We start from the raw sequence: 25,117 nt of genomic DNA, 5'->3' as shown, positions 1-25,117 counted from the left end.
CCGACGCCGGTTAACCCTGGCCGTCGGTGCGTTTCGCTGAATGGGACAGCGCACGGTTGCAGCGCTGCAGATCGACTGTGCCGACGAAGTCGTTGGCGTTGCCCTGCACGCAGGCGATGCGCTGATTGCGCCAGCGCTCCCACTCGCTGACCGGGTACTGACGGTTCCAGATGTCGTACAGGCGCTGGTCCTGCTTCGACAGACGCAGTTTGTAGCGCTCGCTCATGTACAGATACGTGCGGGCAATGGCGCCGCGGCTGTATTCGGGCGGCATCGCCGTACGCTGCTTGAAGTTGACCACGAAGGGGCAGGCGCCGTACTGGCTGGGCTTTTCGCTGAGCATGCCGAAGCCGAAGTTGCTGCGGTCGCCGTTCACCTCGCCGACCACCGGGACCAGGTTGTGCAGGTCGGCCTCCGCCCGACTGAACACCGGGTCGTTGGCCGTGCAGTGCTTGCGTCCGCCCTGTTGCCAGCATTGCCGCTGATGGCCGATCACCCAGGCCGGCACGATGTGCTCCCATTCGACCCGCTCGGCCCGCTTGGGCTGTTTGCGCGGAACGTAGCCGCAGCTGGCGAGATCGATGCGGTTGCCCTTGAACTGGCAGCCGCAGTAGAAGTCCACCGGGCGGTCGGCATAGATGGTCCAGGCCACCTTCTTGGCCTCGCGGAAGGTGCGAGGCGCGTCGGCGCAGGCGCTGGAGGAAAACAGCAGGACGAGCAGTAGAAAGCTGAAGCGGCGCATGGAAATCTCGACGACTGAACGAGTTCCGCATCCATGCGAAGGGCCGGCATTCTACCGTTACGGCTATGAAAAGCCATATAAAACAATAACTTGTGTGATGTCACCTGGCCTTCATCTGGCCCAGGCGATTGATCCGCAGCGAGGCGAGGATGATTGTCCCGCCCACCGCGAGCAGCACGAGGTTGGTGCTGGTGCCCCAGATCAGCAGGTTGAGCAGCAGGCCTACCGGCACGGACATGTTGTTCATCACCGCCAGCGTGCCGGCATCCACCAGCGTGGCGCCCTTGTTCCAGCAGAACTGGCCCAGGGCGGTGGCCAGCACCCCCATCCAGATCAGTACCGACCATTGTGTCGTCGTGGTCGGCAGCTTCTGCGCATCGCCGAACAGCAGCCACGCGGGTAGCACGATTACCAGCGCGCCAAGAAAGAAGTAGCCGAAGCGACGATGCAGCGGTACGTCGGAGGGGTAACGCTGCGCCAGATGCTTGTAGGCCACTTGGCCGGCAGCAAAGGTGAAGTTGGCCAGCTGCATGAGCAGGAAGCCGCCGAGAAAATCGCCGGAAACGCCGTCGTAACGGATAAGTCCGGCGCCGAACACTGCGACGGCCGCGGCGACCAGTGCCCAGGGGTTGAAGCGGCGGTTGAGCGCGTCATCGATCAGCGTCACGTGCAGCGGCGTGAGCACGGTGAAGAGCAGCACCTCGGCCACCGTCAGCACGTTGAAGCTCAGGTACAGGCACAGGTAGGTGACGCCGAACTGCAGCGCACCGACCAGGGTCACGCCGACGATGAAGCCGGGCGCGACACCGCGCCAGCGGGTAAATGGCAGGAACACCAGCCCGGCGAGAACTACCCGCGTTAGCACGGCGAAATAGCTGTCTACCTGGCCGGCCAGGTAAACGCCGATCAGGTTGAAGGAAAAGGCCCAGAGCAGGGTGACGAAGATCAGATAGCGCATGCCGCCTCCACGACGAAGGCGGGCGACCTTAGCGGCTGCGCATGAAAGAGGGAAGGGCTGGCGCGCCTGCGGGCTCGCCAGCCGAACGATCAGGCCGCCTTCAGGGTGGCCATGTCGATGACGAAACGGTACTTCACGTCGCTCTTGAGCATGCGCTCGTAGGCTTCGTTGATGTCCTGCATGCGGATCATCTCGATGTCCGAGACGATGCCGTGCTCGGCGCAGAAGTCGAGCATCTCCTGGGTCTCGGCGATGCCGCCAATCAACGAGCCGGCGATGCGGCGGCGCTTGAAGATCAGGCCGAACACGCTGGGCGACGGATGCGGCGCGGCTGGTGCTCCGACCAGCGTCATGGTGGCGTCGCGCTTGAGCAGGTTCACGAACGCATCGAGGTTATGCGGCGCGGCAACGGTGTTGAGGATGAAGTCGAAACTGTTGACGTGCGCCGCCATCTCCTCCTTGTTCTTCGATACCACCACTTCGGCGGCGCCGAGGCGCAGGGCATCTTCCCGCTTGTCCGGCGAGGTGGTGAACAGCACGACCTTCGCGCCCATGGCATTGGCGATCTTCACCGCCATATGGCCGAGTCCGCCAAGGCCGACCACGCCGACCTTCTGTCCCGGGCCGACCTTCCATTGGCGCAGCGGCGAGTAGGTGGTGATGCCGGCACAGAGCAGCGGCGCGACCGCGGCCAGGTTGTCGGTGTGGCTGATGCGTAGCACGTACTTCTCGTCCACCACGATGTTGTCCGAGTAGCCGCCGAGGGTGTTTTCGCCGCCGCCGAACGCCGGACCGTTGTAGGTGCCGACGAAACCGTTCTCGCAATACTGCTCCAGCCCTTCGCCACAGGACGAGCACGTGCGGCAGCTGTCGACCAGGCAGCCGACGCCGGCGACGTCGCCGACCTTGAATGCGCTCACGGCTGAACCGACTGCCGTCACACGGCCGACGATCTCGTGGCCGGGCACGGATGGGTAGAGCGTGTTGTTCCACTCGTTGCGTGCGGTATGCAGGTCCGAATGGCAGACACCGCAGTAGAGGATGTCGATCTTCACGTCATTCGGGCCCACCTCGCGGCGCGAAAACGAATAGGGTGCGAGCGGGCTGTTCGGGTCGAGGGCGGCGTAACCGAGGGTCTGGCTCATGACGGCTCCTTTGATGATCGGGGTTGCACAGCGCAAGCCTAATGGCGAGCGCATCGGCATCGTTTGCACAATCCTGCCGATGGCTTACGTGTTTCTGCTGATTGCCGAGGCTCGCGCTGCCGACTGAACTGGGAGAGCGTCGGGTGGGGACAGTTCAGCCGCATGTTGCTGCGGTGATGAGCTGCCATAAGAAAACGGGCGCCATCGAGGATGGCGCCCGTCGTCACGTCAGAACTGAGCGATCAGCCTCAGGCGGCTGCCTCCTGCGCTTCACGCAGCGCGCGGTTCATGGCGCTGAACAGGGCGCGAATGCTGGCGGTGGTGATGTTCTCGTCGATGCCGATACCGTGCAATGGCCGCTCACCATCCAGACGCACCTCGATATAGGCAGCGGCCTTGGCGTTGCTGCCAGCGCCGATGGCGTGTTCATGGTAGTCCATGATCTCCAGCTTGACCGGCAACGCGGCCACCAGTGCTTCCAGCGGACCCTTGCCGATGCCGCGCCAATGGACGACCTCGCCATCGGCAGCCACTTCCACATCCACCGCGCTGGTGCCGTTCTCTTCCTGCAGACGATGCCCCTTGAGCGTATAGGGCGCGGTTGCCTGCAGATACTCGGCTTCCAGCAGCGCATAGATCTGCTTGGCGCTCATTTCCAGGCCCAGCCGATCGGTCTCCTTCTGCACCACCTGGCTGAACTCGATCTGCATGCGCCGCGGCAGGCTGATGCCGTATTCCTGTTCGAGGAGGAAGGTGATGCCACCTTTGCCGGACTGGCTGTTGACGCGAATCACGGCCTCGTAACTGCGACCGATGTCGGCCGGGTCGATCGGCAGATAGGGCACTTCCCAGAGGCCGTTCGGGTCCTGCTGGCTGAAGCCCTTGCGGATCGCATCCTGGTGCGAGCCGGAGAACGCGGTGTGCACCAGGTCGCCGACATAGGGATGGCGCGGATGCACCGGCAGCTGGTTGCATTCCTCCACCACCTTGCGCACGGCATCGATGTCCGAGAAGTCCAGCTGCGGGTCGACGCCCTGGGTGTACATGTTCAGCGCCACGGTGACCAGGTCGACGTTGCCGGTACGCTCGCCGTTGCCGAACAGGCAGCCTTCGACGCGATCGGCGCCGGCCATCAGGCCCAGCTCGGTCGCCGCCACACCGGTGCCGCGGTCGTTGTGGGTGTGCAGGCTTACCAGCACGCTGTCGCGACGGTCAATGTGCCGGCAGAACCACTCGATCTGGTCGGCATAGACATTCGGCGTGGCGGCTTCGACGGTGGCCGGCAGGTTGAGGATCAGCTTTTGTTCCGGCGTTGGCTGGAAGACCTCGATCACCGCGTTGCACACCTCGACGGCGAACTCCGGCTCGGTGGAACTGAAGATTTCCGGCGAATACTCGAAGCGCCAGTTGGTCTCCGGGTTCTGCTCGGCCAGGCGCTTGATGATCCTGCCTGCGTTCACGGCGATCTGGATCACGCCGGCCTTGTCCTGATTGAAGACGATGCGGCGGAAGCTCGGCGCGGTGGCGTTGTAGTAATGGACGATGGCCTGCTTGGCGCCTTTCAGCGACTCGAAGGTGCGGGTGATCAGATCCTCTCGCGCCTGGGTCAGTACCTGGATGGTGACGTCGTCGGGAATATGGCCGCCCTCGATCAGCTCGCGAACGAAGTCGAAATCGGTCTGCGAAGCGGAGGGGAAGCCCACCTCGATTTCCTTGAGGCCGACCTGCACCAATGTCTTGAAGAAACGCATCTTCTTCGCGGCATCCATCGGTTCGATCAGCGACTGGTTGCCGTCGCGCAGATCGGAGCTCAGCCAGATCGGCGCCTGGGTGATGGCCTTCGACGGCCAGGTGCGATCGGGGATGTCGATGGCCGGGAAGGCACGGTATTTATTCGATGGATTCTTGAGCATGGTCATGGCGTTTCCCCAGGTGAAGCTCGAGCTAAGCAAGTTGTCTGCCCGGTGCGGACACCGGTTTATGGTGCAAAGCTATTGCTTCGTACGCACGCATTGCAATACATCGAAGAAAATTGGTGATTTGTTTCGATTATTTGGCTTGTTGAGCGTTTTATTTCTCTTGAAGGGGAAATCTTCGTGTTCAATTGCTCGCTCGGCTTGCGGCCTCATGTCGCAGCGGTCGAGGCGCGGCGGACGTGCGATCATCCGGTCAACCCCGCAGGATCGGTTCGGGCGACTAAGGACATGGCGGTGACACGCAAACGGCTATCGACAATGAGCATCTGGCTTGGCCTGTTCGCCATGCTGATGATTCATGCCGGCCCGCTGTTCTCCGCCATCCAGGCCGCCCAAGCGGGCGTGCAACACCATCACCACGCCGAACACCAACCGTCCGCCCATGACCTTGGGCAGCGGCATCACGCCCAGGGGCATCATGGTCAGCCGCGCACGGGTGAGCCGGCCTGGCTGACCGCGCTGGAACTGTGCGGCTACTGCGAACTGCTGACGGTCAACCCGCCGCTCAGTCTGGCCCTGCAGTTGGTGCTGCCGCGCCACGAAGCCGACCATCTCCAGCCCCTTCCCGAACAACCGCTGCCGCCAGCGCTGCGACGCAGCAGTGGTCATCCACGCGCACCCCCGCTTCTGCACAGCTGACGTCATCGACCGCCCTTGGCGGTTCAATCACCTGCAGAAGTGGAAGTTCTATGTCCAGCATTACTCATGGCTGTACGGCGCGTGCGCGCCTGTCCGAGCGTTTTTCGATTCAACCGTCGCGGCGGCGGTGGCAGTTCGCCCACGCCGCCTTGCTGGGAATGCTCGCCAGCGGCGCCCTGGCCGCCGAGCATGATCATGCCGCCCACGGCGAGCCGGGCGACAGCGTCGAACTGGCGCCCATGGTCATCACCGGAGTTGCCCAGCAATCGCCATTGACGGTCGTCACCGACCCGAAGATCCCCCGCCAGCCGATGCCGGCCAGCGATGGTGCCGACTACCTGAAGACCATTCCCGGTTTCTCCGCGGTGCGTAACGGCGGGGTGAACGGCGATCCGGTGTTCCGCGGCATGTTCGGCTCGCGTCTGAAACTGCTCTCCAATGGCGGTGAAATGCTCGGCGCCTGCCCCAACCGCATGGATTCGCCGAGTTCCTATATCAGCCCGGATACCTTCGACAAGCTGACCGTCATCAAGGGCCCGCAGACCGTACTCTGGGGCCCTGGTGCCTCGGCGGCGACGGTGCTGTTCGAGCGCGAGCCGGAGCAGTTCAGCGAGCCCGACTACCGCATCAACGGCAGCCTGCTGACCGCCTCCAACGGCCGCTTCGACCGCAACCTGGACGCCGCTGCTGGCAACAGTCAGGGCTATGCACGGCTGATGGCCAACAGTTCCCAGGCCGACGACTACGCCGATGGCAACGGCGACACCGTGCCGTCGCGTTATGACAAGTGGAACACCGATGTCGCCCTGGGCTGGACGCCCGACGAAGACACGCTCGTCGAGTTCACCGCCGGCCGCGGCGACGGCTTCGCCCGTTATGCCGGGCGCGGCATGGACGGCAGCCAGTTCCAGCGCGAGAGCCTTGGCCTGCGTTTCGAGAAGACCAACATTGGCGAGACCTTCTATGGCCTGGAGGCACAGGTCTACTACAACTACGCCGATCACATCATGGACAACTACAGCCTGCGCAGCCCGGGTGGGATGATGCCGAACCCAACGCTGTCGCGGGTTGATCGGCGTACCCTCGGCGGGCGACTGGTCGGCACCTGGCAGTGGACCGATGTCGAACTCAAGGCCGGCGTCGACGCGCAGCGCAGCGAGCATCGGAAACTTATGAATCCATCGCTTGCTGTGAATCTACCGGTCGCTGCCGCGGGAAGCGACGCGCTGCCCTGGATACCAGACGCGATGTTGCATAGCTACGGCGTGTTTGGCGAGCTGAGCTGGCAGCTCAGCGAGCGCGAGAAGCTGATCAGCGGCCTGCGCCTGGACCTGCACGAAGCTGAAGATCAGCGCCGTTTGTTCAACAGCCACAACGCTTCCACTATGAAGAAGGAGGATTGGGACAACCCCACCGCCGGCGATACCCGCCGCGACACGCTCTATAGCGGCTTCGTACGCTACGAGGAAGAGTTGGTCAGCCTGCCGGCGACCTGGTATGCCGGCCTCGGTCATGCGCAGCGCTTCCCCGACTACTGGGAGCTGTTCGTCTCCAATCCCGGCCCGGTGGGCACGGTGCAGCCGTTCGACTCGGTGCGGCCGGAGAAGACCACGCAGCTGGACGTCGGCCTGCAGTACGCCAGGGGGTCGCTGGAGGCCTGGGTTTCCGCCTATGCCGGCGTGGTCGAAGACTACATCCTGTTCAGCTATGTGCCAGGCGTGATGCCCGGTATGCTCCGCGCCGAAGTCAGCAATATCGACGCCACCATCGCCGGTGCCGAGATGGGTGCGAGCTACCGTTTCACCAGCAACTGGAAGGGAGACGCGAGCCTGGCCTACGCCTGGGGCAAGAACCGCAGCGATGACCGCGCAATGCCGCAGATTCCGCCATTGGAAGGGCGTCTTGGCCTGACCTACGAGCGCGACAACTGGAGCACCAGCGGCCTCTGGCGAGTCGTCGCTGCACAGAACCGTGTTGCCGAGAACCAGGGCACCGTGGTCGGCAAGGACTTCGACGAGAGCGCTGGCTTTGGTGTACTGGCGGTCAATGGCGCCTACCGGCTGAACAAGAACTTCAAGCTCAGCGCCGGCGTCGACAACCTGCTGGACAAGGCCTACAGCGAGCACCTCAATCTCGCCGGTAGCGCGGGTTTTGCCGATTACGGACTCGAACCCACCAGTCGTGTCAACGAGCCGGGCCGCACCTATTGGGCGCGGGTCGACATGAGCTTCTGAAGGAACTGACGACGGTAAAGGAGCGGGGCGTTCCCTCGCTCCGGACGTAGGTTGGCGCTGAGGCGCGGGGTTTGAAGGCGTGGCCCGCGGCGCTGGCGTCAGGGAGGACGCAATGGGCAGTGCTCAAGGCTGCGCCATCTGCTTCGTGCCTCAGCGCCAACCTACGATTAGCCGGTTCGATCGGCACCTGCGTCGAACGAAGGCGTTTGTGCCTCGGGCAATGCCGGCGTGCCGCGTTGCGTCAGCGATTCGCCCCAATTGCGCATGTCCGCACCGCTCGGGTGCTGGAACACGCGCAGGCCGAATTCCGGCAGGATCGCCAGCAGGTGATCGAAGATGTCCGACTGGATCGCCTCGTACTGCGTCCATGCCACCGTATTGGTGAAGCAGTAGACCTCCAGCGGCAGTCCGTCCGCGGTCGGGCTCAGCTGCCGCACGATCAGCGTCATGTTCTGATGGATCCCGCCGTGGCTGCGCAGGTAGCGTTCGACGTACGCGCGGAAGCTGCCGATATTGGTGATGCGGCGCGTGTTCACCGGCTCCTTGCCACGCTCGGCGAGCTTGGCGTTCCACTCCTCGATTTCCTTGGTCTTCTCGGTCAGGTACTCGTCCAGCAGGTTGAAGCGATGCAGGCGCTCGCATTCGTCGCGGCTGAGAAAATGCACGCTCTGCTGATCCAGATAGAGGCTGCGCTTGATGCGCCGTCCTCCGGATTCCTGCATGCCGCGCCAGTTCTTGAACGAGTCGGAAATGAAGCGCTTGGTGGGAATACTGGTGATGGTCTTGTCCCAGTTCTGCACCTTGACGGTGTGCAGGGCGATGTCGATCACGTCGCCGTCGGCATTGAGCTGCGGCATTTCCACCCAGTCGCCGACGCGGATCAGGTCGTTGGACGTGATCTGCACGCTGGCCACCAGCGACAGCAGGGTGTCCTGGAAGATCAGCATCAGCACCGCGGCCATGGCACCCAGACCGGAGAGCAGGATCAGCGGCGAGCGGTCGATCAGCGTGGCGATGATCAGGATCGTCGCGATGGCATAGACGACGATCTTTACCACCTGCAGGTAGCCCTTGATCGGGTGCAGGCGCGCATCCGGACGGCGCTGATAGATCAGGTTGATGATGTCCAGCACCGCGCCCAGGGCCAGTGCGATGGTCAGCACGATGAAGCCACCGCAGACGTTGCGCACCACGGTCACGGCGCCTTCCGGCAGGCCGGGGACCGTCGTGACGCCGATCGACAGCACCAGTGCCGGGACGATGTTCGACAGCCGTTTGATGACGCCGAAGTCCTGCAGCTTGTTCTCGCGGGTGTGCTGCAACAGGTGGTACAGGCCGCGGACGAGGATGCGCTTGACGATCCAGTTGGACAGCCAGGCGGCGAAGATCAGCGTGGCGCTGGCGAGCAGCGTCTGCAGTTCGGGGTGGGCTCTTAGCCAGTCCAGCCAGCCGGCCAGGTCGTGGGACATGGGGTTCTCCATCACAGAAGGTCGGGCGCGACCTCAGCAACGCACGGTGGTCGCGGCCCGTCGGTTCGCAGCGTCCGGCTCAGCGGATGAACTCGCGGCTGATGCTCTTGAACAGCTCGGTGCCGGCGCGTTCCATCCACTCGAAGGCGACCATCTCCCGCGAGACGATCTGCGCACCGGCCTGGCGCATGCGTTCCAGGGCCAGGGCCTTGTCGCTGGCGCGGCGTGAGCTGACGCCTTCTTCGACGACGAACACCTCGTTGCCGCGGGCACGCAGGTCGAGCACCGTCTGCAGCACGCAGACGTGGGTCTCGCAGCCGCAGACGACGAACTGGCGACGTTCACCACCGGGGCGCTTGAACAGCTCACCGTCGCCAGCGGCGGAGAAGTCCAGCTTCTCGAGGATCGCACTGTCTTCCACGCCGTCGCGCAGCGCGGCGATGGTCTGGCCGAGGCCCTTGCTGTACTGCTCGGTCAGCAGTACCGGTACGCCGACCCGCTTGGCCACCTGTTGCAGCCAGGCGGTGTGTTCGGCCATCGCGGCGGCGTCCAGGATCACCGGAAACAGGCGCTCCTGGATGTCGACGATCAACAGGGTGGAATCCGTTGCCTTGATGCGCATCGCTGTGCTTCCTCGTGGTTCAGGGTTTGTAGGCACCGATGAAGATCGCCGGATCGACACGGGCGTCGTTCAGGCTGACGTTCCAGTGCAGGTGCGGGCCGGTGGCACGGCCGGTCGCGCCGACCTTGCCTAGAACCTGGCCGCGCGCCAGCTGATCGCCGACCTTCACGCCGATTTCGGACAGGTGACAGAACATGCTGATCAGCCCCTGACCGTGGTCGACGAACACGGTCTTGCCGTTGAAGAAATAGTCGCCGGTGAGTATGACCTGGCCGGCCGCCGGCGCCTTGATCGGCGTGCCGGTCTTGGCGGCGAAATCCAGGCCCGAGTGCGGGTTGCGCTCCTCGCCGTTGAAGAAACGGCGCAGGCCGAACGGCGAGGACAGCGGGCCGTCCACCGGGCGGTCGAACAACAGATTGCTCGGCTGGCGGGTGCTGAACTGCCGGTAGGCGCGGTTCTGCTCATCCAGTTCACGCTCGATGCGCTTGAGGTCTGCGGGGTTCGGGTTGACCTGACGCTGGTTCTTCAGGGTGATGTGCTGCGCGCGATAGTCGCGGTTGCCAACCTGGAAGCTGGTGCTGCGGCCATCGATCTCCAGCTGCTGGGGGCCGGCCTTTGCCGACAGCGGGATGCCGACGATGGCGATCCAGCGCTCGCCATCCTCGCGCACCACCAGGGTCGGCTTGCCCTGATAGCGGGCCTGCGGTGCGCTGGGGCCGTTGCCGAGTTCGATCACGGCGACGCCGCCGGGCACCGGTTTGTTCAGCAGGCGGGTGATGAAGCCTTCGGCGTGGGCAGGCAATGCGAGGGAGAGGGCGAACAGCAGGGCGAAGACGCGAGACATGGATGGGTCCGTTGCAGGAAACGGCCCATCCTCGCGTAAACCTCCGGCAAGAGAAAGGGCCAAGAATGTCAGGAGATTGCCGGCTCGGCTTGCTTAGAGCAGCGGCAGGGTGACCGGTTGCAGATGATTGTCCTCCACGCGTACGTCGAGCTCGCCGTCGCCGAGCCTGGCCTTGAGGCGCTGGCCGGGTTGCGTCTGGCTGGCGCTGCGGATCGCTTGGCCGCGGTCGTCGAGCAGGATGCTGTAGCCGCGGCTGAGCGTGGCCAGCGGGCTGACCACGTTGAGCGTCTGGGCCAGGCCCTGCAGCTGCTGGCGGCGGCCTTTAATATTGGCCTGCATCGCCCGCGGCAGGCGCGAGGACAGATGGTCGAGGCGCTGGCGCAGCAGATTCAGCGTGCGCCCCGGATGCTGCGCGGCCAGGCGTGTTTCCAGTCGGGCCAGGCGCTCCTGGCCACTGCACAGGCGGCGGTCCAGGGCCCGCAGCAGGCGCTGCTCCAGGTCATCGATACGCTGGGCCTGCTGCTGCAGACGCTCGCCGGGATGGCGCAGGCGGCGGGTCAGGCCGTCCAGGCGCATGGCGTCGCGGTGCAGGCGATCACGCATGCGCAGTACCAGCCGTTGCTGCAGGCCGTTCAGCCGCTGCTGCAGATCGGCACTGCTAGGCGCCAGCAGCTCTGCCGCCGCGGACGGCGTCGGGGCGCGCACATCGGCGACGAAGTCGGCGATGGACACATCGGTCTCATGGCCAACCGCGCAGACGATCGGCGTGACGCAGGCATCCACCGCACGCGCCACGGCTTCCTCGTTGAAGCACCAGAGATCTTCCAGCGAGCCGCCGCCGCGGGCGAGGATCAGGGCGTCGAAGCCCTGGGCGTCCGCCAGCTGCAGCGCACGGACGATCTGCCCTGTGGCTTCGCGGCCCTGCACGGCGGTGGGGATCAGCGTCAGCTCCACCTGCGGTGCGCGGCGGCGGAACACCGAGATGATGTCGCGGATCACTGCGCCGGTCGGTGAGCTGACGATGCCGATGCGCCGCGGATGAGCGGGCAGGGCGGCCTTGCGCTCGGCGGAGAACAGGCCTTCGGCGGCGAGCTTTTCCTTCAGCGCTTCGAAGGCCAGGCGCAGTGCGCCGTCGCCGGCCGGCTCCAGCATGTCGAGGATCAGCTGATAGTCGCCACGGCCTTCGAACAGCGAGACCTTGCCACGCACCCGCACCGCCAGGCCGTCGCGCAGTGCCTGACGTACCCGCGCGGCATTCTGGCGGAACAGGGCGCAACGCACCTGGGCGTTCCTGTCCTTGAGGGTGAAATAGACGTGGCCGGAGGCGGGGCGGGCGAGGTTGGAAATCTCGCCTTCGACCCAGACCTGGGCGAACACGTCCTCGAGCAACAGGCGGGCGCGACCGTTGAGCTGACTGACGGTCAGCACTTCGCGATCGAGATTGAGGCGCTGGAAGGGATCTTTGAGCATGGCGGCGATGATAAGCCGCGCGCGGCCAAGCGGAAACCGAATCTGCTTGGCGTCCGTCCAGCGGGCCTTGACCAGCCAACGGGCGGCGCTAAGCTGCGCGGCCTTTCCCCATCTCCGGTTCCGAGCCGTCATGAGCCACAGTCAAGCCATCATCGTGCCGCGCATTTCCACGTTCCCAGCGCACGAAGCCAAGGCGCGGATGATCCTGCGCTGGCTGGCCGAGCGGCGCATCGTCGAGTCGCTGCCGACCACCTGTGGCCGCGGTGTTGGCGGCATGGGCTACGCCATCGCTTCCGGCGCGCGCAGCGTCGTGCAGCATCCGGAGCGCTTGCCCTTTGGCGAGGCCATCAACGGCCTTGAGGTGGTCACCAAGCGCTGCATTTATACCCCGACGCAGGGCTTCGCCGAGGAAGCCGGTTGCCCCGAGTGCCGGCGTGAAATCGGCGAGGCGCTGTTCGAAAGCCTGGACGAGTGGATGCCGCGGCAGACCGAAAATTTCACCTGCCCGGAATGCGGCCACGAGGACGACATCAACGGCTTCCTGTTCATCCCGGCGTGTGCCTTCTCCAACCTGGGCTTCATCTTCAATGGCTGGGGCGAGGCCGGTTTCACTCAGGCGTTTCTCGACGAGTTCGCCGAGCGCCTGGGGTTTGCCGTGGCGCTGGTGATCGATCGGCCGTGACCGGTCGGTCACTCCGGCGAGGCTGTGCCTGCCGCCGTTCGTGCCGTCGCTCACATCCGCATTGAGCGCAAGGGGGTGCGTGGGTATAATGCCGCGCTTCCTTTTTCCCGCCTGGGAGCCCCCGCCATGCTGCGTATCAGCCAAGAAGCCCTGACTTTCGATGATGTTCTCCTGATCCCGGGATATTCCGAGGTTCTGCCGAAGGATGTCAGCCTCAAGACCCGCCTGACCCGCGAAATCGAGCTGAACATTCCGCTGGTTTCCGCTGCCATGGACACCGTCACCGAAGCCCGCCTGGCCATCGCCATGGCGCAGGAAGGTGGCATTGGCATCATCCACAAGAACATGAGCATCGAGCAGCAGGCCGCCGAGGTGCGCAAGGTCAAGCGCCACGAGACTGCCATCGTCCACGACCCGGTCACCGTCACCCCGGAAACCAAGATCAGCGAGCTGCTGCGCAAGGCCCATGAACTGGGCTTCTCCGGCTTCCCGGTGGTATCCGGCAAAGAGCTGGTGGGCATCGTCACCGGTCGTGACCTGCGCTTCACGCCGAACGCCGGTGATTCCGTCGCGGCTATCATGACGCCCAAGGAAAAGCTGGTCACCGTGCTCGAAGGCACCGGCCTGGAAGAAATCAAGACCGAACTCTACAAGCACCGCATCGAAAAGATGCTGGTGGTCGACGCCAACTTCCACCTGCGCGGCCTCGTGACCTTCCGTGATATCGAGAAGGCCAAGACCTACCCGCTGGCCTCCAAGGACAGCCAGGGCCGCCTGCGCGTCGGCGCGGCGGTCGGTACCGGCGCCGACACTGGTGACCGCGTCGAGGCGCTGGCTGCGGCCGGCGTCGACGTGGTGGTGGTGGATACCGCCCATGGCCATTCCCGTGGCGTGATCGATCGCGTGCGCTGGGTGAAGGAGAACTTCCCGCAGGTGCAGGTGATCGGCGGCAACATCGCCACCGCCGAAGCCGCGCTGGACCTGGTCAAGGCTGGCGCCGACGCGGTCAAGGTCGGCATCGGTCCGGGCTCGATCTGCACCACCCGCATCGTCGCTGGCGTCGGCGTGCCGCAGATCTCCGCCATCGCCAACGTTTCCGCCGCGCTGGAAGGCACCGGCGTGCCGATGATCGCCGACGGCGGCATCCGCTTCTCCGGTGACCTGTCCAAGGCCATCGTCGCTGGTGCCAACGCAGTAATGATGGGTTCGATGTTCGCCGGTACCGAGGAAGCGCCGGGCGAGATCGAACTGTTCCAGGGCCGCTCCTACAAGGCCTACCGTGGGATGGGTTCGCTGGGAGCCATGTCCCAGGCCCAGGGCTCCTCGGACCGTTACTTCCAGGACTCGTCCGCCGGTGCCGAGAAACTGGTACCCGAAGGCATCGAAGGTCGTGTGCCGTACAAGGGTTCGCTGTCGGCCATCATCCATCAGCTGATGGGTGGCCTGCGCGCTTCCATGGGCTACACCGGCAGCGCCACCATCGACGAGATGCGCACCCGGCCGCAGTTTGTGCGTATCACCGGTGCCGGCATGGCCGAATCGCACGTGCACGACGTGCAGATCACCAAAGAGGCGCCGAACTACCGCGTCGGTTGATAAGCCTCGATTGACAGGCGCTGGAAGCTGGAAGGTGGAGACCGGACATTGCACGATCCGGTCTGCGCTTCCAGCTTTCGGCTTTCAGCTTCAAGCTCTTTCCGAAGGAAGGCTCCATGTCTCATCCTGACATCCACGCTCACCGCATTCTGATTCTCGACTTCGGTTCCCAGTACACCCAGCTGATCGCCCGCCGCGTGCGCGAGATCGGCGTGTACTGCGAGCTGCATCCGTGGGACATGAGCGAGGACGACATCCGTGCCTTCGCGCCACGCGGGATCATCCTCGCAGGCGGCCCTGAGTCCGTTCATGAAGCGGGCAGCCCGCGTGCACCGCAGGCGGTGTTCGACCTGGGCGTGCCGCTGTTCGGCATCTGCTACGGCATGCAGACCATGTCCGAGCAGCTCGGCGGCAAGGTGCAGGGCTCGGACGTGCGCGAGTTCGGCTATGCCCGCGTCGATCTGGTGGGCAAGTCCCGGCTGTTCGACGGCATCGAAGACCACATGGACGACGATGGCGTGTTCGGTCTCGACGTGTGGATGAGCCACGGTGACAAGGTCACCGAGATTCCGGCCGGCTTCCATATCCTGGCCAGCACCCCAAGCTGCCCGATCGCCGCCATGGGCGACGATGCCCGCGGCTATTACGGTGTGCAGTTCCACCCGGAAGTGACCCACACCCGCCAGGGCGGCCGCATCCTGTCGCGCTTCATCCTGGAAATCTGCGGCTGCGAAGCACTGTGGACCCCGTCGAACATCGTCGAGGACGCCATCGCCCAGGTGCGTGCCCAGGTCGGCGACGCCAACGTGCTGCTCGGCCTCTCCGGCGGTGTGGATTCGTCGGTGGTCGCGGCGCTGCTGCACAAGGCGATCGGCGACCAGCTGACCTGCGTATTCGTCGACAACGGCCTGCTGCGCCTGCACGAGGGTGACCAGGTGATGGCCATGTTCGCCGAGAACATGGGCGTCAAGGTGATCCGTGCCGATGCCGAGGCGCAGTTCCTAGGCAACCTCGAAGGCGAGGCGGACCCGGAGAAGAAGCGCAAGATCATCGGCCGCACCTTCATCGACGTGTTCGATGCCGAGGCCAGCAAACTGCCGAACATCCAGTTCCTCGCCCAGGGCACCATCTACCCCGACGTCATCGAGTCGGCAGGCGCCAAGAGCGGCAAGGCTCATGTGATCAAGTCGCACCACAACGTCGGTGGCCTGCCGGAAGAGATGAACCTCAAGCTGGTCGAGCCGCTGCGTGAGCTGTTCAAGGACGAAGTGCGCAAGATCGGCCTCGAACTCGGCCTGCCCTACGACATGGTCTACCGCCACCCCTTCCCGGGCCCGGGCCTGGGCGTGCGTATCCTTGGCGAGGTGAAGAAGGAATACGCCGACCTGCTGCGTCGCGCCGACGACATCTTCATCAGCGAACTGCGCAACGCCGACTGGTACCACAAGGTCAGCCAGGCCTTCGTAGTGTTCCAGCCGGTGAAGTCGGTCGGCGTGGTCGGCGACGGCCGCCGCTATGCCTGGGTCGTCGCGCTGCGCGCGGTGGAAACCATCGACTTCATGACCGCGCGCTGGGCGCACCTGCCATACGAGTTGCTGGAGAAGGTGTCCAACCGCATCATCAACGAAATCGAAGGCATTTCCCGCGTCACCTACGATGTGTCGAGCAAGCCGCCGGCCACCATCGAGTGGGAATGATCTGAAGCAATGAGGGCAGCCCAGGCTGCCCTCATGCTATTCGCAGCCTCCGCAGAGAGGCGCGTCGAGCCTGATGGGCCCATGAATTCGGACTGGCTGGAGCCCATGCAATGTCCTTTACCCGTAGACAGTTTCTCGCCGGCCTGGCCGGCCTCGGTGTCGTTGGCCTGGCCGGCAGTGGCGTGCGCTACTGGCTCGGTCGCCCGGTCGATGTCACCACCCATGATTACGAATTGATCGCCGCGCCGCTGGATGTCGAGCTGGTGCCCGGTCACGTTACGCCGGCGTGGGCCTATGGCGGGCAGGCGCCCGGCCTGGAGCTGCGCGGCCGCCAGGGCGACTGGTTGCGCGTGCGCTTCATCAATCAGCTGCCGGAGCCCACCACCATTCACTGGCACGGCATCCGTCTGCCACTGGAAATGGACGGCGTGCCCTATGTGTCGCAGCTGCCGGTCCTGCCCGGCGAATTCTTCGACTATCGCTTCCAGCTGCACGACGCCGGCAGCTTCTGGTATCACCCGCACACCACCAGCGCCGCGCAGCTGGGACGCGGGCTGGTCGGCCCGCTGATCGTCGAGGAGCGTGAGCCGAGCGGCTTCCATCACGAGCGCACGCTCAATCTGAAGAGCTGGCACATCGACAAGCAGGGCGCCTTCACCGAGTTCAGCGTGCCCCGCGAGGCGGCCCGCGGAGGCACACCCGGGGTGCTGTCGACGGTCAATGGCAGACATGCCCCGTTGCTGGATCTGCCGGCCGGGCAGGTTGTACGGCTGCGCGTGCTCAATCTCGACAATACGCTGACCTATCGACTGAACCTGCCGGACGGCGACGCGCGCGTCTATGCCCTCGACGGCCATCCGGTCGCGCCGCGTCCGCTGGGCAAGGAATACTGGCTCGGCCCGGGCATGCGCATCGACCTCGCGCTCAAGGTGCCACAGGCGGGCACCGAGCTGTCCTTGCGCAACGGCCCGTTGCGGCTGGCGACGCTGCGCGCGGTGGCCCATGACGAAACTGCTGGCGACTGGCCGCCGGCGCTGCCGGCCAACCCGGTCGCGGTGCCGGACCTGCAGCGGGCCGAGACGCTGCGCTTCAATTTCGAGTGGGCTGGCCATCTGTCGGCAGATGTCGAGCAGGGGGCGGCCTACACGTTCTGGCAGATCAACGGCCAGGCGTGGGACATCAACGACAAGAGCTGCGCCGAACGGCCGATCGCGACGCTGAAGAAGGATGGCCATTACATCTTCGAGCTGCGCAATCTCAGTCAGTATCAGCATCCGATCCACCTGCACGGCATGACCTTCCAGGTGATCTCGTCCAACCGACGCAAGATCGACCCCTGGTTCACCGACACCTACCTGCTGGGCAAGAACGAGACGGCACGCATCGCGCTGGTCGCCGATAATCCGGGCACCTGGATGTTCCACTGCCATGTCATCGACCATATGGAAACCGGACTGATGGCGGCAATCGAGGTGGTATGAAACAGGGTAGGGCGCAGTCGTGAGGAAACCGCTGATCATCGATCGCAGCCAGGACGAGCGGTTCATGCGCGAAGCACTGGCGCTGGCAGCGCAGGGTGCCGCATTGGGCGAAGTGCCGGTGGGGGCTGTGCTGGTGCATGAGGGGCAGATCGTCGGGCGCGGCTTCAATTGCCCGATTTCGCGCCACGACCCCAGTGCTCATGCAGAGATGGTCGCCATACGTGCTGCCGCGCAGGCGCTGCAGAACTATCGGCTACCCGATAGTACGCTCTACGTGACGCTCGAGCCGTGCAGCATGTGCGCCGGGCTGATCGTGCATTCGCGCGTTCAGCGAGTCGTCTATGGTGCCACCGAGCCGAAGGCCGGCGTGGTTGTCAGTCGTGGTCAGTTCTTCGATCAGGGCTTTCTCAACCACCGGGTACTGGTCGAAGGTGGCGTGCTGGCCGAGGAGTGCGGGACGGTGCTCAGCGAGTTCTTTCGCCAGCGCCGGCAGAAGGGCTAGCGCGCCGCCGTTGCCGGCTGCAGCGTTTCGTGGGCGGCAACGCTGCCCTGTGCCGGAAAGATGACGAGATGGTCGGCGGCGATGGCGATGCCGACTTCCTGTCCGGTGGGGTAGTCGGCATGGCTGGTGAAGATCGCCACCAGCTGGTTGCCGGTGGGCAGTTGCAGTCGGTACAGCGTGGACGCGCCGAGAAAGGTCTTGCCGACGATCAGTGCACGCAACGGGCTGTCCGGGCGGTAGACGATGTCATCCGGGCGCAGCAGTACGTCCACCGAGCTTCCGCTTGGCCAGTTGTAGGCACGGTTGCCGCGAATAGGACCGAGTTCGGTCTGCACGGTTTCCGGGTCGAGCAGTTGCCCGCGAATGAAATAACCCTGACCGATGAAGCTGGCGACGAAGGGCGTCAGCGGTTCGTGGTAGAGGTTGAACGGCGTGTCCCACTGCTCCAGTCGACCATCCTTGAACACGCCGACCTGATCGCTGACGGCGAACGCTTCTTCCTGGTCATGGGTGACCAGAATGGCGCTGGTCTTGCGCGCCTTGAGGATCTCGCGCACCTCGTGGCTGAGGCGCCGACGAAGCTCTACATCGAGGTTGGAGAAGGGCTCGTCGAGCAGCAGCAACGCCGGTTCCGGCGCCAGTGCCCGGGCCAGCGCCACACGCTGCTGTTGACCGCCGGAGAGCTCGTGGGGATAGCGCTTGCCGAGCGCGCTCAGGTGCACCAGCTCGAGCATTTCGTCGACGATGCGCGCGCAATCGGGCTGTTTGCGGATACCGAAAGCGATGTTCTCCGCCACGGTAAGGTGCGGAAACAGGGCGTAATCCTGAAACACCATGCCGATGCGGCGCTTCTCCGGCGCCAGGGTGAAGCCGGCACGGGAAATGACGGTGTCGGCTAGCTGGATCTCTCCCTGGTGCACGGGCTCGAAGCCGGCGATGGCGCGCAGCGTGGTGGTCTTGCCGCAGCCGGACGGGCCCAACAGGCAGCCGATGTCGCCGCGATTCAGGTGCAGGTTGAGATGCTGAACGATGCTCTGCTCACCATAGCCGCAGGCCAGGTCGCGCAGTTGTAGCAGCGGCAGTTCAGGTTTCATGCGTGGTGATAGGCCGGCTCGACAAGAAACTCCAGCAGTGCCTTCTGCACGTGCAGGCGGTTCTCGGCCTGATCCCAAGCGACCGAGCGGGGGTCATCGAGCAGATCGTGACTGATTTCCTCGCCACGGTGGGCCGGCAGGCAGTGCATGAACAGCACGTCCGCGGCGGCGCAGTCGAGCAGCGCGCGGTTTACCTGATAGGGGCGGAAGGTGGCCAGGCGCGCGGCCACTTCATCTTCCTGGCCCATGGATGCCCAGACGTCGGTGCTGATCAGGTTGGCGCCCGCCGCTGCCTCGCGTGGGTCGCGCAGCACCTGCACACGCTCGCCGGCGCGTGCCAGCAGCTCGGCGTCGGGTTCGTAGCCTTCGGGGCAGGCGACCTTCAGCCGGAAGTCGAACTGGATGGCCGCTTCTATATAGGTGTTGCACATGTTGTTACCGTCGCCGATCCAGGCCACCGTCTTGCCGGCAATGCTGCCGCGGTGTTCGTGGTAGGTCTGCATGTCGGCCATCAGCTGGCAGGGGTGCAGGTCATCGGACAGACCGTTGATCACCGGTACGCTGGAGTTGGCGGCGAAGTCGGTCAGGGTCGAATGGGCGAAGGTGCGGATCATCACCGCGTCGAGCATGCGCGACATGACGATGGCCGAGTCGCTGATCGGCTCGCCGCGGCCAAGCTGGGTGTCGCGCGGGGAAAGGAAGATCGCCTGGCCGCCGAGCTGGATCATGCCGGCTTCGAAGGACAGTCGGGTGCGGGTCGAGGCCTTCTCGAAGATCATGCCCAGCACGCGATTCTTCAAGGGCTCGAACAGGACGCCGCGCTTGCGCAGATCCTTCAACTCGATGCCGCGGCGGACCAGGCTGTTCAGCTCCTGGGGCGTGCAGTCCATCAGTGAGAGAAAATGCCTTGCGCTCATATCAACTACCTTTATTGCCGCAGCGCGCGATCCGAGGATTTTCGACAGAAAAGGGGACCGACGACTGGGGAGTCGCACGGGGAGCGACGAAACGGGAAAGGCGCGATCTTATCCAGAAAGCAAGCACAGGCGCAAATCCTCGGTCCAGGGGCCTGGCAGGGCTGAATGTCAGTAATGACGGCCTTTGCGCGGCAACATAGCCGAGTCTCGCACTCGGCTTTCCGAGAGGTTTTCCGGTACAATGCCCGGCAACCGTGTCTAGCCGAGGTAGTCCATGGATATCATCGAAACCATCAAAGAGCAGATCGCCAACAACCCGGTGCTGCTGTACATGAAGGGCTCGCCCAATGCGCCGCAGTGTGGCTTCTCCGCCCGCGCGACCCAGGCGGTAATGGGCTGTGGCGAGAAGTTCGCTTACGTCGACATCCTGCAGAACCCCGAAATCCGCGCCAACCTGCCCATCTATGCCAACTGGCCGACCTTCCCCCAGCTATGGGTCAACGGTGAGCTGGTCGGCGGCAGCGACATCATTCTCGAGATGTTCGAGAAGGGCGAATTGCAGACCCTGATCAAGTCCGCGGTAGGCAAGACCGAGGCTTGAGTTTCAGGCGCCGCAACAGCGCGCCAGTGAATGCCCGCATCCATGGATGCGGGCTTTTTTTTGGGAGGCAGAGATATCCGGTAAAAGGACAGCGAGCCGCTCCACTGACCTTTGTTGCCATTTGCCGGTCAGAGATCGCGGCAAGGGCCTCGCCCACCATCAATCAGTCTTCCGAGTGAGAAATTCCGCCGTATGCCCTATTTGCGAGTGTTGCCTTTTCTGATCGTGTTGGCGGTCGTTCTGTTTGCAGGTCTCAAACCCGAGCCCGTGCCCCAACTGTTCAGCCAGCAGGACAAGCTGCATCACATGATGGGGTTCGCAGCACTGGTCTTCACCCTGCGGCTGGCGTTTCCTCGGCTGCCGATCTTCTGGGGTGTCGGCCTAACGCTCGCGGCGGCCTTGGGCATCGAGATGGCACAGGGCATGCTGCCGCATCGCACCGCCTCGCGCTGGGATATGGTCGCGAACGTGCTTGGCGTGATTTCCGGCTGGTGCTGTTGGATGCTCGCGCAAGGCTGGTGGCGCCAGCGGATGGGTACTCCGGTGCCCGAGTGAGTCGGCTGCAAGCGCTGCGCTCCACTTCTGTATGAGAGGAGCCATAGTCCCTGGTGAGAGCCCAGCAGACAATAAAAAACCCAGCGCGCTGGCTGGGTTCTTGAATTTGGCTCCGCGACCTGGACTCGAACCAGGGACCCAATGATTAACAGTCATTTGCTCTACCGACTGAGCTATCGCGGAACAACGGTGCGTATCCTACTGTTTGGAAAGGAGAAGTCAACCCCTCCAGCAGTGCGCCGGGGCCGGACGCGAGGTGCGCCGTGGCCCCGGTGCGTCGGCTCAGAGCACCTGGACGATGGCGTCGGTGACGGTGCCCAGGTTGTTGCGGTTCAGCGCTGCGGCGCAAATGCGGCCGGTGCTGATGGCATAGACACCGAACTCGACCCGCAGGCGCTCGACCTGTTCGGCAGTGAGGCCCGAATAGGAGAACATGCCGCGTTGCGCCGCGACGAAGCTGAAGTCGACTTTCGCGCCCTTGGCTGCCAGTTGCTCGACCATACCCAGGCGCATCTCGCGGATTCGGCTGCGCATCTCGCCCAGCTCGGCTTCCCACATGGCGCGCAGTTCCGGGCTGTTGAGCACGGAGGCGACCACGGTGGCACCGTGGGTCGGCGGGTTGGAGTAGTTGGTGCGGATCACCCGCTTGACCTGCGACAGCACGCGCGCCGACTCGTCGCGGCTCTGGGTGACCATCGACAGGGCGCCGACCCGCTCGCCGTACAGAGAGAAGGATTTTGAGAACGAGCTGGATACGAAGAAGGTCATGCCCGACTCGGCGAACAGGCGCACGGCGGCGGCATCTTCCTCGATGCTGTCCCCGAAGCCCTGGTAGGCGATGTCGATGAACGGCACGTGATCCCGGGCGCGCAGCACCTCGAGGATCTGCTTCCAGTCGTTCAGGTTCAGGTCGACGCCGGTCGGGTTATGGCAGCAGGCATGCAGCACGACGATGGAGCGCGCTGGCAGCTCATTGAGGTCCTGCAGCAGGCCGGCGCGGTCGATGCCGTGGCTGGTGGCATCGTAGTAGCGGTAGTTCTGAACCGGGAAGCCGGCCGATTCGAACAGCGCGCGGTGGTTTTCCCAGCTCGGGTTGCTGATCGCGACAACGGCATCGGGCAGCAGACGCTTGAGGAAGTCGGCGCCGACCTTTAGAGCTCCGGTGCCACCCAGTGCCTGGGTCGTGACCACGCGGCCTTCGGCGATAAGGGCCGCGTCATTGCCGAACAGCAGCTTCTGCACCGCGTTGTCGTAGGCGGCGATCCCTTCGATCGGCAGGTAGCCGCGCGGCGCATGGGCAGCGATGCGTGCCTGCTCGGCCTCGGCCACGGCGCGCAGCAGCGGAATGCGACCTTCTTCGTTGTAGTAGACACCGACACCGAGGTTGACCTTGTTCGGCCGCGTGTCGGCGTTGAAGGCTTCATTGAGGCCGAGGATAGGATCGCGCGGCGCCATTTCGACAGCAGAGAACAAACTCATGGTGAGGGGGCTCGAAAGAGAAGGAGTGACAGATTTCACCACCCTCGCGTCGGCGCGCAGGGTGATGCGCAAACGGGGCGGTAGTATAGCGGTCATGCCTGGCGCCTGCGATATGCTACCGAGGTTTTCTGCGGCCTTTTGGTGCGTTTTGCCCGCCGGCGGATGGGCGGTTTGATTGCTCCGGCGGCATCGACTGGCAACCCAGTTTTGGCAAAGGCCGATGGGGCAGACAAAGGTGCTGAACTGACCTTTCACAGCTCCGACATCAAGGCCATGCACGTTTACTAGAGAGGCGAAATGTCCAAGTTCGAACTGGTCACGCGTTTCAAACCGGCCGGCGACCAGCCGGAGGCCATCCGGCAGATGATCGAGGGAATCGAGGCGGGGTTGTCGCACCAGACGTTGCTTGGTGTGACCGGCTCGGGCAAGACCTTCAGCATCGCCAATGTGATCGCTCACGTGCAGCGACCGACGCTGGTGCTGGCGCCGAACAAGACGCTCGCCGCGCAGCTGTACGGTGAGTTCAAGGCATTCTTCCCGAACAATGCGGTGGAGTACTTCGTTTCCTATTACGACTACTACCAGCCGGAGGCTTACGTACCGTCATCGGACACCTTCATCGAGAAGGATGCCTCGATCAACGACCACATCGAGCAGATGCGCCTTTCGGCGACCAAGGCGCTGCTGGAGCGGCCGGATGCGATCATCGTCACCACGGTCTCATGCATCTATGGCCTGGGCGATCCGCAGTCGTACCTGAAGATGGTGCTGCACGTCGATCGGGGTGACCGTCTCGATCAGCGCGAGCTGCTGCGGCGGCTGACCGGCCTGCAATACACCCGCAACGACATGGATTTCGCCCGTGCCACCTTTCGTGTGCGCGGCGACGTGATCGACATCTTCCCCGCGGAATCGGACCTCGAGGCGGTACGCATCGAACTGTTCGACGACGAGGTGGAAAGCCTGTCAGCCTTCGATCCGCTGACCGGCGAGGTGATCCGCAAGCTCCCGCGCTTCACCTTCTACCCCAAGAGTCACTACGTGACCCCTCGGGAGACGCTGCTCGACGCCATCGAGAAGATCAAGGACGAGCTGCGCGAGCGGCTCGATTACCTGCGCAGTCAGAACAAGCTGGTGGAGGCGCAGCGGCTCGAGCAGCGCACGCGTTTCGATCTGGAAATGATCATGGAGCTGGGCTACTGCAATGGCATCGAGAACTACTCGCGCTACCTGTCCGGGCGCGATGCCGGCGAGCCGCCACCGACGCTGTTCGACTACCTGCCGGCCGATGCGCTGCTGGTGATCGACGAGTCTCACGTTTCGGTGCCGCAGGTCGGTGCGATGTACAAGGGCGACCGCTCGCGCAAGGAAACCCTGGTGGAGTACGGCTTCCGTCTGCCGTCGGCGCTGGACAACCGGCCGATGCGCTTCGACGAATGGGAGGCGATCTGCCCGCAGACCATCTTCGTCTCCGCGACGCCCGGGCCATACGAGGCCGAACACGCTGGCCGCGTGGTGGAGCAGGTCGTGCGCCCGACCGGTCTGGTCGATCCGCAGATCGAAGTGCGCCCGGCGCTTACGCAGGTGGACGACTTGCTGTCGGAGATCCGCAAGTGCGTGGCCAAGGAGGAGCGGGTGCTGGTCACCACGCTGACCAAGCGCATGTCTGAAGACCTCACCGACTACCTTGGCGATCACGATGTGAAGGTGCGCTACCTGCACTCGGACATCGACACCGTCGAACGGGTGGAAATCATTCGCGATCTGCGCCTGGGCACCTTCGACGTGCTGGTAGGCATCAACCTGCTGCGCGAGGGGCTGGACATGCCCGAGGTCTCGCTGGTGGCAATTCTCGATGCGGACAAGGAGGGCTTCCTGCGCTCCGAGCGCTCGCTGATCCAGACCATCGGCCGCGCTGCGCGCAACCTCAACGGACGGGCGATTCTCTACGCAGACAACATCACCGGCTCCATGCAGCGGGCCATCGACGAGACCGAGCGTCGTCGAGCCAAGCAGATCGCCTTCAACGAAGCTCACGGCATCGTGCCCAAAGGCGTCAAGAAGGATGTGCAGGACATCCTCGAGGGTGCCACGGTGCCCGGCTCACGCAGCAAGAAGCGTCGGGGCGAGGCGAAGGCGGCAGAGGAGAGCGCGCGCTACGAGAGCGAGCTGCGCTCGCCGAGCGAGATCACCAAGCGCATCCGCCAGCTGGAGGAAAAGATGTTGCTGCTGGCGCGCGACCTGGAGTTCGAGGCGGCGGCCGAGGCGCGCGACGAGATTCACAAGTTGCGCGAGCTGTTGCTGCAGGTGTGACGCTTCCTCCCGAGTCCCCAGGCCCGCTCCTGCGAGCGGCCTGTATGAGGCATGCCATGGCGAGCGCTGCGCAGGCGTTCGGCTGGAGCCTGACGCGGCGT

Annotated in this window: 22 protein-coding genes and 1 tRNA gene; 11 read left to right on the top strand and 12 right to left on the bottom strand. The window is 64.3% G+C overall.

The window, feature by feature from the left end:
* Positions 1-10: 10 nt before the first annotated feature.
* From VF716_RS03575 to VF716_RS03565, 3 genes are all read right to left on the bottom strand, one after another.
* A complete protein-coding gene (locus VF716_RS03575) occupies positions 11-742 on the bottom strand; it encodes an endonuclease (RefSeq protein WP_045158936.1) in 732 nt (243 codons plus the stop codon).
* Positions 743-842: 100 nt separating this feature from the next.
* Positions 843-1,700, bottom strand: coding sequence for a carboxylate/amino acid/amine transporter (locus VF716_RS03570; protein ID WP_049325158.1), 858 nt, complete (start codon positions 1,698-1,700; stop codon positions 843-845).
* 89 nt (positions 1,701-1,789) lie between these two features.
* Positions 1,790-2,845: an NAD(P)-dependent alcohol dehydrogenase gene (locus VF716_RS03565; protein ID WP_011914112.1), complete on the bottom strand. Its 1,056-nt coding sequence runs from the start codon at positions 2,843-2,845 to the stop codon at positions 1,790-1,792.
* Between VF716_RS03565 and VF716_RS03560 the strand changes: the two genes are divergently transcribed.
* On the top strand, positions 2,844-2,972 hold the full coding sequence (locus VF716_RS03560; RefSeq protein WP_256365378.1) for a hypothetical protein: 129 nt from the start codon (positions 2,844-2,846) through the stop codon (positions 2,970-2,972). The two genes, VF716_RS03565 and VF716_RS03560, sit on opposite strands and share 2 nt — an antisense overlap.
* 121 nt (positions 2,973-3,093) lie before the next feature.
* Here VF716_RS03560 and leuA read toward each other — a convergent pair whose 3' ends face one another.
* Positions 3,094-4,764, bottom strand: a complete 1,671-nt coding sequence (leuA, locus tag VF716_RS03555; protein ID WP_048329678.1) for a 2-isopropylmalate synthase — start codon at positions 4,762-4,764, stop codon at positions 3,094-3,096.
* Positions 4,765-5,079: 315 nt separating this feature from the next.
* Here leuA and VF716_RS03550 point away from each other — a divergent pair, with 315 nt between their 5' ends.
* On the top strand, positions 5,080-5,460 hold the full coding sequence (locus tag VF716_RS03550; RefSeq protein ID WP_014597383.1) for a DUF2946 domain-containing protein: 381 nt from the start codon (positions 5,080-5,082) through the stop codon (positions 5,458-5,460).
* A gap of 50 nt (positions 5,461-5,510) precedes the next feature.
* A complete protein-coding gene (locus VF716_RS03545; RefSeq protein WP_049339502.1) occupies positions 5,511-7,694 on the top strand; it encodes a TonB-dependent copper receptor in 2,184 nt (727 codons plus the stop codon).
* Positions 7,695-7,861: 167 nt separating this feature from the next.
* Here VF716_RS03545 and VF716_RS03540 read toward each other — a convergent pair whose 3' ends face one another.
* The 4 genes from VF716_RS03540 to xseA form a co-directional block, all read right to left on the bottom strand.
* On the bottom strand, positions 7,862-9,163 hold the full coding sequence (locus VF716_RS03540; RefSeq protein ID WP_440551799.1) for a mechanosensitive ion channel family protein: 1,302 nt from the start codon (positions 9,161-9,163) through the stop codon (positions 7,862-7,864).
* Between the two features lie 79 nt (positions 9,164-9,242).
* The gene (locus tag VF716_RS03535) at positions 9,243-9,785 is read right to left on the bottom strand and encodes a hydrolase (protein WP_014597381.1); all 543 of its coding nucleotides are present in this window, start codon (positions 9,783-9,785) and stop codon (positions 9,243-9,245) included.
* Between the two features lie 19 nt (positions 9,786-9,804).
* On the bottom strand, positions 9,805-10,629 hold the full coding sequence (locus tag VF716_RS03530; RefSeq protein WP_125856588.1) for a M23 family metallopeptidase: 825 nt from the start codon (positions 10,627-10,629) through the stop codon (positions 9,805-9,807).
* Between the two features lie 93 nt (positions 10,630-10,722).
* The gene (gene xseA / locus VF716_RS03525) at positions 10,723-12,099 is read right to left on the bottom strand and encodes an exodeoxyribonuclease VII large subunit (protein ID WP_011914105.1); all 1,377 of its coding nucleotides are present in this window, start codon (positions 12,097-12,099) and stop codon (positions 10,723-10,725) included.
* A 130-nt stretch (positions 12,100-12,229) separates the two neighbouring features.
* Here xseA and VF716_RS03520 point away from each other — a divergent pair, with 130 nt between their 5' ends.
* From VF716_RS03520 to tadA, 5 genes are all read left to right on the top strand, one after another.
* Positions 12,230-12,781, top strand: a complete 552-nt coding sequence (locus tag VF716_RS03520) for a sugar ABC transporter ATPase (protein ID WP_106442164.1) — start codon at positions 12,230-12,232, stop codon at positions 12,779-12,781.
* Between the two features lie 126 nt (positions 12,782-12,907).
* Positions 12,908-14,377 (top strand): IMP dehydrogenase, encoded by a 1,470-nt coding sequence (gene guaB / locus VF716_RS03515; RefSeq protein ID WP_013983621.1) that lies wholly within the window; start codon positions 12,908-12,910, stop codon positions 14,375-14,377.
* A gap of 116 nt (positions 14,378-14,493) precedes the next feature.
* Complete coding sequence (gene guaA / locus VF716_RS03510; RefSeq protein WP_011914102.1) at positions 14,494-16,074, top strand: glutamine-hydrolyzing GMP synthase; 1,581 nt, start codon at positions 14,494-14,496, stop codon at positions 16,072-16,074.
* 110 nt (positions 16,075-16,184) lie between these two features.
* The gene (locus VF716_RS03505) at positions 16,185-17,555 is read left to right on the top strand and encodes a multicopper oxidase family protein (RefSeq protein WP_011914101.1); all 1,371 of its coding nucleotides are present in this window, start codon (positions 16,185-16,187) and stop codon (positions 17,553-17,555) included.
* 19 nt (positions 17,556-17,574) lie between these two features.
* The gene (gene tadA / locus VF716_RS03500) at positions 17,575-18,057 is read left to right on the top strand and encodes a tRNA adenosine(34) deaminase TadA (RefSeq protein WP_049325165.1); all 483 of its coding nucleotides are present in this window, start codon (positions 17,575-17,577) and stop codon (positions 18,055-18,057) included.
* Here the strand turns inward: tadA and VF716_RS03495 are convergent.
* Together VF716_RS03495 and argF are read right to left on the bottom strand one after the other, a co-directional pair.
* A complete protein-coding gene (locus VF716_RS03495) occupies positions 18,054-19,151 on the bottom strand; it encodes an ABC transporter ATP-binding protein (RefSeq protein WP_041755634.1) in 1,098 nt (365 codons plus the stop codon). The two genes, tadA and VF716_RS03495, sit on opposite strands and share 4 nt — an antisense overlap.
* Positions 19,148-20,068, bottom strand: a complete 921-nt coding sequence (gene argF / locus VF716_RS03490) for an ornithine carbamoyltransferase (RefSeq protein ID WP_013983610.1) — start codon at positions 20,066-20,068, stop codon at positions 19,148-19,150. The genes VF716_RS03495 and argF overlap by 4 nt, the downstream gene beginning before the upstream one ends.
* 274 nt (positions 20,069-20,342) lie before the next feature.
* Here argF and grxD point away from each other — a divergent pair, with 274 nt between their 5' ends.
* Positions 20,343-20,669 carry a Grx4 family monothiol glutaredoxin gene (gene grxD / locus VF716_RS03485; protein WP_011914097.1) on the top strand — a complete coding sequence of 109 codons (327 nt, stop codon included), beginning with the start codon at positions 20,343-20,345 and terminating at the stop codon, positions 20,667-20,669.
* 192 nt (positions 20,670-20,861) lie between these two features.
* Positions 20,862-21,224: a VanZ family protein gene (locus tag VF716_RS03480; RefSeq protein WP_020306992.1), complete on the top strand. Its 363-nt coding sequence runs from the start codon at positions 20,862-20,864 to the stop codon at positions 21,222-21,224.
* A gap of 107 nt (positions 21,225-21,331) precedes the next feature.
* Here the strand turns inward: VF716_RS03480 and VF716_RS03475 are convergent.
* Together VF716_RS03475 and VF716_RS03470 are read right to left on the bottom strand one after the other, a co-directional pair.
* Positions 21,332-21,407, bottom strand: a tRNA-Asn gene (locus tag VF716_RS03475).
* Positions 21,408-21,506: 99 nt separating this feature from the next.
* Complete coding sequence (locus tag VF716_RS03470; protein ID WP_019406720.1) at positions 21,507-22,703, bottom strand: amino acid aminotransferase; 1,197 nt, start codon at positions 22,701-22,703, stop codon at positions 21,507-21,509.
* 297 nt (positions 22,704-23,000) lie between these two features.
* Between VF716_RS03470 and uvrB the strand changes: the two genes are divergently transcribed.
* Complete coding sequence (gene uvrB / locus VF716_RS03465) at positions 23,001-25,016, top strand: excinuclease ABC subunit UvrB (protein ID WP_045158941.1); 2,016 nt, start codon at positions 23,001-23,003, stop codon at positions 25,014-25,016.
* The last annotated feature ends 101 nt before the right edge of the window (positions 25,017-25,117 follow it).

Origin of the sequence: Stutzerimonas sp. Brlt_14 (assembly GCF_051948915.1) — a bacterium.
Taxonomy (GTDB): Bacteria; Pseudomonadota; Gammaproteobacteria; order Pseudomonadales; family Pseudomonadaceae; genus Stutzerimonas; species Stutzerimonas stutzeri.
Note: the sequence above shows the minus strand (reverse complement) of the source record. Positions and strands in the feature narration are given on the sequence as shown.